We start from the raw sequence: 12202 nt of genomic DNA on the forward strand, positions 1-12202 counted from the left end.
CGACCTCCACCGCGCCGACGGCGCCGGCGAAGGCCGCGGCACCCGCCGCCCCCGCAGCCACCGGCCGCAACCGCCGCCCCGTCCTGTGGAGCGCCCTCGCCCTCGTCACCGTCGCGGGCCTCGCGGCCGGGGCGTTCTTCCTGAGCCACGGCGGGGCCGACGAGGACGATCCCTCTCCCCAGGCCGCACCCAGCCAGGACGCCTCCGCCCGCCCGAGCGGGAAGGCGAGCCCGAGCGCGACCCCGAAGCCCCCGCCGCCCGGCTACCACCTGGTGACGGAGAAGGAGGCCGGGATCGCCTTCCCGGTGCCCGACGGCTGGAAGCGCGGCAAGCTCAAGGACAGCGACGAGATCCTCTACGTCGACCCGAGCGGCCTGGTGGGCCTGCGGGTCTCCGTCCTCGACCTCGCGAGCAGCGACCCGCTCCAGCGCTGGAAGGACGACGAGGCGAAGTCCGTCAGGGAGGGCAAACTGCCCGGCTACCACCAGCTGCGCATGCAGAGCACGGAGTACCGCGGGATGCCCGCGGCGGTCTGGGAGTTCTCGTGGCAGGGCCGGGCGCGCGAGTACCGGGCCGCCGACCTCGGGTTCGGGCGGCCGGGCGAGAAGGAGTACGCGATCTACCTGTCCGCGCCCAAGGCCGACTGGCACAAGTACGGCCCGGTCTTCGACGCCGTCAGGGAAGGCTTCCGCTCCGACGTCCGCTGACCCCTCACTCCCCTCGCCCTCCCGGTCCGGCCCCGCCCACTAGGGGTCCCGTCAGGGGCGAACCCTGATGCCCCGGCCCCCGCCGACATGTGACGATCAGTGCATGACCGCCCCGCCCCGTCCGCAGCACGCCGACGCCCCGCCGCTGCGCAAGCTCTACCGCAGCGCCGAGGGCCGTATGTTCGGCGGCGTCGCGCGCGGGCTCGCCGGTCACCTGGGCCTGCCGGTGTCCTGGGTGCGCCTGGTCTTCGTCGCGCTGCTGCTGGCCCAGGGCATGGGCGCCGTGCTGTACGCGGTGTTCTGGTTCGTGGTGCCGCTCGGCGTGGGCGGCGTCGAGGCGCCGCGCCCGCTGCTCGCGGAGACCGCCCCCGACGGCCGCCGGCGCCTCCTCGCCCGCAAGCCGGACCGCGGGCAGGTCGCCGCGCTCGCCGCCCTCGTCATCGGCGCCGCGATCTTCGTGGACAACCTCCACCTCGGCCGGGCCAACGCCTACATCTGGCCGCTGCTGCTGGTCGGCGCCGGCGTCGCCCTCGTCTGGCGCCAGGCCGACAACGCCCGCCGGGCGCACTGGATGGAGGTCGGCCGCAGCAAGCGGGTCCTGCCGCTCGCGCGCGGCGCGGCCGGCGTCGCCCTCGCCGCCGCCGGTGTGACGGGCATCGTCGTCCTCCAGGGCTCCGCCGAGCACCTCGGCGCGGTCCTGCAGGCCTCCCTGGCCGTGCTGGTCGGCATAGCGCTGCTGGCCGGTCCCTCCGTCGTCCGCATGACCCAGGACCTCTCCGCCGAGCGCACGATGCGCATCCGCGCCCAGGAGCGCGCCGAGGTCGCCGCCCACGTCCACGACTCCGTCCTGCACACCCTCACCCTCATCCAGCGCAATGCCGAGGACCCCCGCGAGGTGGCCCGCCTGGCCCGCGCCCAGGAGCGCGAGCTGCGCGCCTGGCTCTACCGCCCGGAGGGCCGCGGGAAGGACGAGGCCGAGCAGCCCGACACCCTGGCCGAGGCCGTCAAGGCCACCGCCGCCGAGGTCGAGGACTACCACGGCGTGCCCATAGAGGTGGTCGTCGTCGGCGACTGCCCGCTCGACGAGCGCCTCGCCGCGCAGATGCAGGCCGCCCGTGAGGCCATGGTCAACGCCGCCAAGTACGGTGGCGAAGGCGGCGCCGTCCAGGTGTACGCCGAGGTCGAGGGGCGTACGGTCTTCCTCTCCGTGCGCGACCGCGGCCCCGGCTTCGACCTGGACGCCGTGCCGGGCGACCGCATGGGCGTCCGCGAATCCATCATCGGCCGGATGCAGCGCAACGGCGGCACGGCCCGGCTGCGGTCCGTGCCCGGTGGGGGAACCGAAGTGGAGCTGGAAATGGAGAGGGCGGAGAACGCGTCATGACGACCGAAGAGACGGTGCAGCGCCACGCACGGGTCGTGCTGGTGGACGACCACCGCATGTTCCGCACGGGCGTGCAGGCCGAGATCGGGGCCACCGACCGGACGGGCGTCGAGGTCGTCGGCGAGGCCGCCGACGTCGACCAGGCGGTCACCGTCATCACGGCCACCCGGCCCGAGGTCGTCCTCCTCGACGTCCACCTGCCCGGCGGCGGCGGGGTCGAGGTGCTGCGCCGCAGCGCCTCCCTGATGGCCGACGCCGAGCGTCCGGTGCGCTTCCTCGCGCTGTCCGTCTCCGACGCCGCCGAGGATGTCATCGGCGTCATCCGCGGCGGCGCCCGCGGCTATGTCACCAAGACCATCACCGGCACCGACCTGGTCGACGCGATCTTCCGGGTCAAGGACGGCGACGCGGTCTTCTCACCGCGGCTGGCCGGCTTCGTCCTCGACGCCTTCGCCTCCACCGACGCCCCGCCCGTCGACGAGGACCTCGACCGGCTCACCCAGCGCGAGCGCGAGGTGCTGCGCCTGATCGCCCGCGGCTACGCGTACAAGGAGATCGCCAAGCAGCTCTTCATCTCGGTGAAGACCGTCGAGTCGCACGTCTCGGCGGTGCTGCGCAAGCTCCAGCTCTCCAACCGCCACGAGCTCACCCGCTGGGCGACCGCGCGCCGCCTGGTCTGACCGGCCCGGCCCGGTCCGGGCCCCGGCTTCCGGAATGTCCCCGGCGGCCGGGCCCGAATTCGGATAAGTGTGCGCCAGGCGGGGGAGGGCGATGAACCTCCGCGGCCCACCGGCCCTCTTGAACGGACGAGAGGCTCTCACTCACGCAGGGCCCCGGCCCCGCGCGGGGCCCGAGATCCGAAACGAGAGCCCGATGAGCCTGACGGGGACGCCCTTCCTCCTCACCACGGTCGCGCTGGTCGTCATCGCCCTCGTCCTGCCCCTCGCCCTGTGGGGCAGGATCGGCGGCCCGAAGCTGCTGCGGCAGGCGGCGCGGCTGCTCATGCTGCTGTTCGCCCAGGTCACCGCCATCGCCATGGTGTTCGTGATGGTCAACAACGCCAACGGCCTCTTCGACAACTGGGACGACCTCCTCGGCACCGGCGACCACGTCCGCACCGCGGCCGACCTCGGCCCCGACGGCACCGGCGGCAAGAAGGTCGACGAGGAGCCCAGGCGCCCGCAGAAGTTCACGCCCGCCTCCGACAAGCGCATGGGCCCCGGCGTGCAGGAGACCCGGTTCAAGGGCCTGATATCGGGTGTCGAGGGCGAGGTGTACGTCTGGCTGCCGCCGCAGTACGACGACCCCGCGTACAAGGACCGGAAGTTCCCCGTCGTCGAGGTCCTCCCGGGCTTCCCCGGCTCGGCGAAGGCCTGGTTCGGCACGCTGGAGGCGGGCACCCAGCTCAAGCCGATGATGGAGAAGGGCGAGGTCGAGCCCTTCATCATCGTCGCGCCCCGCACCACGCTCCTCGGCGACACCGACACCGGCTGCGCCAACATCCCCGGCAAGGTCAACGCCGACACCTGGCTGAGCGTGGACGTCCGCAAGATGGTCACGGACACCTTCCGCGCGCAGGAGAAGCCCAACGGCTGGGCCGTCGCGGGCTACTCGGCGGGCGCGCACTGTGCCGCCAAGCTGGCCGTCGCCCACCCCGACCGCTACCGCGCCGGCGTGAGCCTGTCCGGCTACAACGACCCCATCGGCGAGCCCTCCTCGCTGACCGCGAAGACGCCCGGGCTGCGCGACGAGAACAACCCGCTGAAGATGCTCCAGCGCGCCAAGACGCCGCCGCACGTGGCGCTGTTCGTCTCCGGCGCGGAGGGCGACGGCTACCAGGGCGGCATGGCGCTCCAGCAGGCGGCCAAGCCGCCGACGACCGTGCACGTGGTGAAGGTCCCCGCGGGCGCGGGCGGCCACGGCACGGCCGTGTGGAAGCGGCAGGTCCCCGACGTCTTCCGCTGGCTGTCGCACCAGATCAAGCCGTAGCCCCGCGCCGGGAGGGGCGCCGTCACACCGGGCGGGCCGCCCCCGCGAACGGCATCTCGTCGATGGGCGCGATCCGCACCGGCGCACCGGGGTGCGGGGCGTGGATCATCTTCCCGCCGCCGACGTACAGGCCGACGTGGCTGATGCCGGAGTAGAAGAACACCAGGTCACCCGGGGCGAGCGCGCCCCTGGAGACCCGCCGGCCCGTGTTGATCTGGGTGTACGTGGTGCGCGGCAGCGAGACGCCGGCCGCCTGCCAGGCGGCCTGGGTGAGGCCGGAGCAGTCGAAGGCCGCGGGGCCGGTGGCTCCCCACACGTAGGGCTTGCCGAGCGCGGAGTACGCGAACGCCACCGCCCGTGCGGCCCGCTCCGTGGGGGCCTGCGCGCCGCCCCAGGGCTCGCCGTCCCGCGGCTCCGAGCGGGCGGCCCGGACGGCGCCGCGCACCGCGCCCGCGGCGTCCCCGCGCTCCACGGCGGCCCGCTCCTCCTCCGGCAGCTCCGCCAGCACGCGCCGGGCCTGGGCGAGCTTGCCCTCGACGGCGTGCTTCTGGCGGGCCAGGTCGGCCTGGTGCTGCTTGAGCTCCGCGAGGTGCGCCTCCGCGGCCGTACGGATCCGCCGCACTTCCCGCGCCTCGCGCTCGTAGCGCCGGACGGCGACCACCTGCCTGCTGCCCGCCCGGTCGGCCAGCGAGGCCCGCTCCAGGTACTGGCCGGGGGAGGAGGAAAGGATCAGCTGCACGCTCGCCGGCATGCCGCCCTCGCGGTACTGGGCGGTGGCATAGGAGCCCAGGGCGTTGCGGGCGGCGTTGAGGCGCTCGGTGCCGCGGGCGGCCCGGTCCCGCAGTCCCTCCAGCTCCGCCTCGGCCGCGCCGGCCTTCTCCTTGGCGCCGTTGTAGCGCTCGGTGGCCTCCTCGGCCTCCCGGTAGTACCGGTCGACCTGGGCCCTGAGCTGCGTCGTGGAGGGCGGCGGGGCGGCCTGTGCGGTGCCGCCCGCGACCGTGGCGGTGGCGGCGCCCGCGAGGGCGAGACCGGCCGCGGTCCGTACGGTGCTGCTGGTGAGCGGGTGCTGCCTGGGCTTGCGGTGCGCTGCTGCCACGCCGGCCGTCACTTCCTTCCAGACCTGCTGTTCCTGCCCCGCCCGCGGGGCCGGGTGGCCGCCGCCGGACGGTGCCCGGCGGCGGCCCGCCACGAGGGGGGAGCGTGCGGGCCGCCGCCGTCTGCGCCAGGACGCTATTCCGCAAGGTCACGCTCCAGAACGCGGATGACCGGTAGTGGATGAAATCGATCGGGCGGCGCTGGGTGGTGATCATGTCGCCTCCGCCCCGGCGCAGGGATGGAGGCCGCGCCTGACCGAAGTGGCGATTGCGCCCCACCTGGCTGCCGGTGGGTGATATGGCCCCGGCTAGGGTTCGGCCCCATGGACGTACTCATTCACGCCGTCGTCGGCCTGCACATCGTCGGCATCGGCGCGCTGCTCGGCGGCTTCATGACCCAGATGAAGGCCATGGGCAAGGGCGAGGCGCGCATGGTGCCCGCCATGCTGCACGGCGCGCTGACCATGCTGGTCACCGGCGTGGCGCTGGTGGGCCTCCACCAGGCCCAGGACGACACCCTCAACATGGTCAAGCTCGGCACCAAGCTGGCGCTGCTCGTCGTGATCCTCGGCCTCGTCTACGTCAAGCGCGACGACGACAAGGTCCCGGCCCCGGTCTTCGGCACCGTCGGCGCGCTGACCGCCGCCAACATCTTCATCGCCGTGATGTGGGTCTGACACGCGGGCCCGCGTACCCGGCCCGCGGACCCGGCCGGCCGCCCGGCACCGGCGGGGCGCCCGGCCGGCTGATCACCGGCCGGCCGGCCGCCTGACCGGCGGCAGTCCGCCGGCCCCGCTGTGGGACCGGCCACTGTCGCCGGGAATGCGGGGCCGCGTGTCAGTGGGGCGGCCTAGACTCGGGAGGCGATGAGCAGCCTCTTTGACGACAGCTTCCTGGCGGACCTCGGCCCCGCGGACGAGGAGCACCCCCCGCCCCCGGAGGACGCGGCCCCGGAGCCGGTGCCGCACGACCTCTTCCAGGGCGCCTTCGACGTGCCCGTCCCCCGCGAGGCCTACTACCGCGACGGCGCCCACCGCCCCGTCGTGGACCCCGCCGCGCTGCTGGAGGGCATGAACGACCAGCAGCGCGCCGCCGTGGTGCACACGGGCTCCCCGCTGCTCATCGTCGCCGGCGCCGGCTCCGGCAAGACGCGCGTGCTCACCCACCGCATCGCCCACCTGCTGGGCGCCCGGCACGTCCACCCCGGCCAGATCCTCGCGATCACCTTCACCAACAAGGCCGCGGGCGAGATGAAGGAGCGCGTCGAGCAGCTCGTCGGCCCCCGCGCCAACGCCATGTGGGTGATGACCTTCCACAGCGCCTGCGTGCGGATCCTGCGCCGCGAGAGCAAGAAGCTCGGCTTCACCTCCTCCTTCTCGATCTACGACGCGGCCGACTCCAAGCGGCTCATGGCGCTCGTCTGCCGGGACCTCGACCTCGACCCGAAGAAGTTCCCGCCGAAGTCCTTCAGCGCGAAGATCTCCAACCTCAAGAACGAGCTCATCGACGAGGAGGCCTTCGCGGCGCAGGCGGCCGACGGCTTCGAGAAGACGCTCGCCGAGGCGTACGCGATGTACCAGTCGCGGCTGCGCGAGGCCAACGCCCTCGACTTCGACGACATCATCATGACCACGGTCCACCTCCTTCAGGCCTTCCCGGACGTGGCCGAGCACTACCGCCGCCGCTTCCGGCACGTCCTGGTCGACGAGTACCAGGACACCAACCACGCGCAGTACACCCTCGTGCGCGAGCTCGTCGGCACCGCGGGCGACGGCATCACGCCCGAGGAGGGCCCGGCCGAGCTGTGCGTCGTCGGCGACGCCGACCAGTCGATCTACGCCTTCCGCGGCGCCACGATCCGCAACATCCTCCAGTTCGAGGAGGACTACCCCGACGCGACGACGATCCTCCTGGAGCAGAACTACCGCTCCACGCAGACGATCCTCAACGCCGCCAACGCCGTCATCGAGCGCAACGAGAGCCGCCGCCCGAAGAACCTGTGGACCGAGGCCGGCGCCGGCCCCGCGATCACCGGCTACGTCGCCGACACCGAGCACGACGAGGCCCAGTTCGTCGCCGACGAGATCGACCGCCTCACGGACGCCGGCGACGCCAAGGCCGGCGACGTGGCCGTCTTCTACCGCACCAACGCCCAGTCCCGCGTCTTCGAAGAGATCCTCATCCGCGTCGGCCTGCCCTACAAGGTCGTCGGCGGCGTGCGCTTCTACGAGCGCAAGGAGGTCCGCGACGTCCTGGCCTACCTGCGCGTCCTCGCCAACCCCGAGGACACCGTCCCGCTGCGCCGCATCCTCAACGTGCCCAAGCGCGGCATCGGCGAGCGCGCCGAGGCCATGATCGACGCCCTGTCCCTCCGCGAGAAGATCAGCTTCTCGCAGGCGCTGCGCCGCGTCGACGAGGCCTACGGCATGGCCGCCCGCTCGGCGAACGCCGTCAAGCGCTTCAACGTGCTGATGGAGGAGCTCCGCACGATCGTCGAGTCCGGCGCCGGCCCCGCCACGGTCCTCGAAGCGGTCCTGGAGCGCACCGGCTACCTCGCCGAGCTGCAGGCCTCCACCGACCCCCAGGACGAGACCCGCGTGGAGAACCTGCAGGAGCTCGCGGCCGTGGCCCTGGAGTTCGAGCAGGAGCGCGCCTCCGAGGAGGGCGCCGAGAACCCCGGCACGCTGGCCGAGTTCCTGGAGAAGGTCGCCCTCGTCGCCGACTCCGACCAGATCCCCGACGAGGACGCGGAGGGCACCGGCGTCATCACGCTGATGACCCTGCACACGGCGAAGGGCCTGGAGTTCCCCGTCGTCTTCCTCACCGGCATGGAGGACGGCGTCTTCCCGCACATGCGCGCCCTCGGCCAGACCAAGGAGCTGGAGGAGGAGCGGCGCCTCGCCTACGTGGGCATCACCCGCGCCCGCGAGCGGCTGTACCTGACGCGCGCGAGCATGCGCAGCGCCTGGGGCCAGCCCGCGTACAACCCTCCGTCGCGCTTCCTGGAGGAGATCCCGGACCAGTACGTGCAGTGGCGGCGCACCGGGCCGTCGAAGCCGTCGGCGTCGATGAGCTCGATCGGCTCGGGAAGCCCGGGCGGTGGCCTGGGCTCGGGGATCACCTCGGGCTTCACGTCGCGCAAGGCCGGCCCGTCCGGCTTCGCCACGCGCCGGGCCAAGGACCGGCCCGTGGTGGCCCTGGCCGTGGGCGACCGCGTCACGCACGACTCGTTCGGGCTCGGCACCGTCGTCGCCGTCAAGGGCAGCGGTGACAACGCCGAGGCCACGGTCGACTTCGGCGAGGAGAAGCCGAAGCGGCTGCTCCTGCGCTACGCGCCGGTCGAGAAACTGTAGCCCGCCCGGCGGCGGGCGGGGCCTGCTGCGCCGGGCCGCGCCGGACTACGTCGGGTCGAAGCCGTGCGCGCGGAGCCACGGCAGGGGGTCGACGGCCGAGCCGCCGGGCCGTACCTCGAAGTGCAGGTGCGGGCCGGTGGAGTTGCCGGAGTTCCCGGAGTAGGCGATGACGTCGCCGGCCTTGACCTGGCCGGAGCGCAGCTTGGTGCTGCTCAGGTGGCAGTACCAGGTCTCCACGCCGTCGGGCGAGGTCACTATGGCCATGTTCCCGTAGGCCACGTTGTACTGCGTGCGGACCGTGCCGTCCGTGGCGGCCATGACCGGCGTGCCGTAGGCCACGGGGAAGTCGATGCCGGTGTGCACGGACATCCAGTTGACGCCGGCCTGGCCGTACATCGCGCTGAGGCCGTGCTGCGCGACGGGGAGGGAGTACTTCGGCCGCTCGGCCTCCTTGCGGGCCGCTTCCTCCGCTTTACGTTTCTTCTCCGCTTCCTGGCGCGCCTTGAGGTCGATGCGCTCCTGCGTGCGGTTGGCCCGGGTCGCGAAGTCGTCGGCGCCGTGGCTGAGGCTCGCGAGCTGGGTGTCCAGCTTGCTGTTGGCCATGGCCGGGGCGGGGGCGTTGTCCGGGGCGGAGGCGGCCTGCGGCTTGCTGTCGCTCTGGCCGCCGGAGACGGTCGCGGCGGCGATCCCGGCGACTCCTATGACGGCGGCCGAGGGCACGGCGATGGTCAGCAGGGCCTTGCGGCGGGGGCGGTAGCCGGTGCGGGGCGCGGCGCCCTTGCGGCGGCCGGGTCTGGAGTGGGCGTCGCGGCCGCGGGGCTCGCCGCCGTGGGCGCGGGCCTCTCCGGGGGCGTCGTCGTCCGGGCCCGGGGCGTCGCCGTCGCGGGCCGGGGGGACGAACAGCATGGCCTGCGTCTCGGCGTTCGCGACGGCGCCGGCGGGGGAGAGGCCCGCCTCGGGGGCCTGCGGGTCCGCTGTGCCCGCCCCGTCCGCCGCTTCCCTTGCGGCCTCCATCGCCTGGAGGCCGGAGAGGTCGGCCATGAGGGTCGGGGCGTGCTGCGGCTCACCGGCCTCGGAGCCCTGGCCGGCGTCCATGGCGGTGTAGGCGCTGGTGTCCCAGATCTGGGTCTGCCCGGCACCCGTGTCCCACTGGCCCTGGGCACCCGAGGTGTCCCACTGCCCGGAGGTGTCCCACTGCACCGGTGCGGCGGCCTGCCCGGCGCCGGTGTCCCAGGAGGAGAACTGCCCGGTGCCGCTGGTGTCCCAGGACTGCCCCTGCGCGTGCGCAGCTGACGGGTCGGCGGAGGCCTGGCCGGTCATCTCCCAGTGCCCGGAGGTGTCGTAGGCACCGCTCGCGCCCCAGGCGCTCGGCGTCATGGCGCTCGTGTCCCACTGGCCCGTGGGGGGAGTGGCGATGGCGCCGGAGGTGTCCCACTGGCCGGTGGCGTCGGCCTGCCCGGAGTCCACGGTGGCGTAGGCGCTGAAGTCCCAGGTCTGGGTCTGGCCGCCGGCGTCCCACTGGCTGGTGGTGCTGCTCCCCCAGGCGTCGCCCGCCTGGCCGCCCCAGCCCGTGGTGTCCCACTGGCCGCTGTCATAGCCGTCGTACCCGGTGTAGGTGTGCGGTGCGCTCTGCTGACCGTACGACGCGTAGTGCCCGTAGGAGCCGTCCTGAGCGGGGACGGACGGGCCGGGGCCCGCCGCCGGGTGACGGTCGTTCACCACCACGTCTCTTTCGCCGAGGGAGGAGAATTAGCGGCGACTGTACCCGGCGGTACGGTACGGCGACAATCTTCGTCACGTTTCGGGCGGCGGAGGACCGGGCATTTGGCCGCCTTTTGGCGGACTGAACCCGCGGAAACCGATTTGACGTTCGATCCGCGTTCGGTTTTCAGGCGACGGAGGCCGCCCCGGAAGCATCCTCAGGCGTCTCTTCCGTGGTCAGGGCCTGTCGTATGCCCGCCGCGACCTCCCAGTGCACGGGCAGTGCCAGGTGTCCCACGCCCGTCACCCGCACATTGCGCACGCTCAGATCCGGATGATCGATGCGCGCGCATTCCACGGGCACCATCAATTGGTCCAGGTCGCTCCAGAAACTGATGAATTGCGTTGCGCAATCCGGTGCGGGGCCCGCGAGTTCGGTGACGACGTCCGATCCCGGGCGCATCTGGCGCACCAGCGGGTGCGCGGCCAGCAGGGAGGCCGCGCGCGTGCCCCCGTGCGGGGTGCCGAGCGTGACCAGGACCCGCACGCGCACGTCCCCGCCCATCCGCTGGACGTAGTACCGCGCGATGAGGCCGCCGAGGCTGTGCCCCACCACGTCGACCCGCTGCTGCCCGGTGCGGGCGCAGATGGCCTCCACATGCCGGCCCAGCAACTGGGCCGCGGTACGGATGTCGCAGGTCAGGGGCGAGTAGTTGAGGGATTCGACCTGCTTCCAGCCGTGCCGGCGCAGGGACCTGCGCAGCAGGACGAAGACCGAACGGTTGTCGATGAATCCGTGCAGCAACAGAACAGGCAGATGACCTGCTTGTGCTGTTTCGACGGATTCGTGCAGTGCGGGCATGCCGGGCGTGTCGGGCGTGTCGGATGCGGCGTCCGTGGCCGGGAGTACGGGCAGCGCCCGCCGCGGCGGCGGGCGCTCCTGCACCACACCGGTCGGATACAGCAGGAGATGACCGGTGAGGATCGCCAGCTCCAGCACCGAGGACCGCACGAGCGCGGTCGACGGGCGCAGCATCGCGGCGAGGATGGTGATGAACGGCAGGGTCCTGGTCCTCATGGCCGACCTCCCGACAGGCACCCGGGAAGCGCGGCGGTCGTCCCCCGTGTGCGCCCCACGGGCAGCTGCGCGCGGCCGGCCGCACCGCTGTGCCGTGCGGCTGTCGGCACAGTGGTGCGGCGGCCTCACCGCGGCTCCCCTCGCGACCGCCCGAAGACCCGCCGCCCCGGCGACGCGGGTGGCTGGGCGACCCGTAAGACGCGGAAGCACGTGGACGATGCGTGGACGGTGCGTAGCGACGTGTTGTCCCACGTGTGATTTCCCCCTCGCTCCGCACCGCGAAACGGCCGGGTGCGGGATGCTGGAGATAACGTTCGTTCACATCCCTGGGCGCCGGTTACCGGCGGTCGTACATGGAGGCAGTGATGGGAGTGACCGGTCCGATCCGCGTCGTCGTGGCCAAGCCGGGGCTGGACGGCCATGACCGCGGCGCCAAGGTCATCGCGCGGGCGCTGCGCGACGCCGGCATGGAGGTCATCTACACCGGCCTCCACCAGACGCCCGAGCAGATCGTGGACACCGCGATCCAGGAGGACGCCGACGCGATCGGCCTGTCCATCCTCTCCGGCGCCCACAACACGCTCTTCGCCAAGGTCCTGGAGCTGCTGCGCGAGCGCGACGCGGAGGACATCAAGGTCTTCGGCGGCGGCATCATCCCCGAGGCGGACATCGCGCCGCTGAAGGAGCAGGGCGTCGCCGCGATCTTCACGCCGGGGGCCACCACGGCCTCGATCGTGGAGTGGGTACGGGCGAACGTGCGGGAGGTTTCGGAGGCCTGACCCGGTGGGCGCGTCAGGCTTCCAGTTCCGCCAGCATCGTCGCTCGCAGCCGCAGCGTGCCCACCAGTCGCTGGAACGCCTCCTCCCAGTAGGCGCCCCCTGCGCCCCCCGCGCCCC

9 protein-coding genes and 1 pseudogene are annotated in these 12202 nt (G+C 73.0%); 7 read left to right on the forward strand and 3 right to left on the reverse strand.

The window, feature by feature from the left end; all coding sequences use genetic code 11:
- The 4 genes and pseudogenes from ACSNOH_RS28715 to ACSNOH_RS28730 all read left to right on the forward strand — a co-directional run.
- Positions 1 to 707: pseudogene (locus ACSNOH_RS28715) on the forward strand (serine/threonine protein kinase); the annotation flags it as partial.
- Positions 708 to 810: 103 nt separating this feature from the next.
- Positions 811 to 2091: a PspC domain-containing protein gene (locus ACSNOH_RS28720; protein ID WP_436724354.1), complete on the forward strand. Its 1281-nt coding sequence runs from the start codon at positions 811 to 813 to the stop codon at positions 2089 to 2091.
- Entirely contained in the window at positions 2088 to 2771 is a 684-nt protein-coding gene (locus tag ACSNOH_RS28725) for a LuxR C-terminal-related transcriptional regulator (RefSeq protein WP_436724355.1), read from the forward strand. The genes ACSNOH_RS28720 and ACSNOH_RS28725 overlap by 4 nt, the downstream gene beginning before the upstream one ends.
- 193 nt (positions 2772 to 2964) lie before the next feature.
- Entirely contained in the window at positions 2965 to 4080 is a 1116-nt protein-coding gene (locus ACSNOH_RS28730) for an alpha/beta hydrolase (RefSeq protein WP_436724356.1), read from the forward strand.
- 22 nt (positions 4081 to 4102) lie between these two features.
- On the opposite strand, the gene ACSNOH_RS28735 is transcribed toward ACSNOH_RS28730, so the two are convergent.
- Complete coding sequence (locus ACSNOH_RS28735) at positions 4103 to 5188, reverse strand: NlpC/P60 family protein (protein WP_436724362.1); 1086 nt, start codon at positions 5186 to 5188, stop codon at positions 4103 to 4105.
- Between the two features lie 309 nt (positions 5189 to 5497).
- Between ACSNOH_RS28735 and ACSNOH_RS28740 the strand changes: the two genes are divergently transcribed.
- A complete protein-coding gene (locus ACSNOH_RS28740) occupies positions 5498 to 5851 on the forward strand; it encodes a hypothetical protein (protein ID WP_436724357.1) in 354 nt (117 codons plus the stop codon).
- 189 nt (positions 5852 to 6040) lie between these two features.
- Positions 6041 to 8527 (forward strand): DNA helicase PcrA, encoded by a 2487-nt coding sequence (gene pcrA / locus ACSNOH_RS28745; RefSeq protein ID WP_436724358.1) that lies wholly within the window; start codon positions 6041 to 6043, stop codon positions 8525 to 8527.
- A 45-nt stretch (positions 8528 to 8572) separates the two neighbouring features.
- Here pcrA and ACSNOH_RS28750 read toward each other — a convergent pair whose 3' ends face one another.
- Together ACSNOH_RS28750 and ACSNOH_RS28755 are read right to left on the reverse strand one after the other, a co-directional pair.
- Complete coding sequence (locus ACSNOH_RS28750) at positions 8573 to 10246, reverse strand: peptidoglycan DD-metalloendopeptidase family protein (protein ID WP_436724359.1); 1674 nt, start codon at positions 10244 to 10246, stop codon at positions 8573 to 8575.
- 169 nt (positions 10247 to 10415) lie between these two features.
- Positions 10416 to 11306, reverse strand: a complete 891-nt coding sequence (locus ACSNOH_RS28755; RefSeq protein WP_436724360.1) for an esterase/lipase family protein — start codon at positions 11304 to 11306, stop codon at positions 10416 to 10418.
- A 365-nt stretch (positions 11307 to 11671) separates the two neighbouring features.
- On the opposite strand from ACSNOH_RS28755, the gene ACSNOH_RS28760 reads away from it, so the two are divergent.
- Positions 11672 to 12085, forward strand: coding sequence for a cobalamin B12-binding domain-containing protein (locus ACSNOH_RS28760; RefSeq protein ID WP_436724361.1), 414 nt, complete (start codon positions 11672 to 11674; stop codon positions 12083 to 12085).
- Positions 12086 to 12202: the final 117 nt, after the last annotated feature.

Source organism: Streptomyces sp. URMC 127 (assembly GCF_051386535.1).
Classification (GTDB): domain Bacteria; phylum Actinomycetota; class Actinomycetes; order Streptomycetales; family Streptomycetaceae; genus Streptomyces.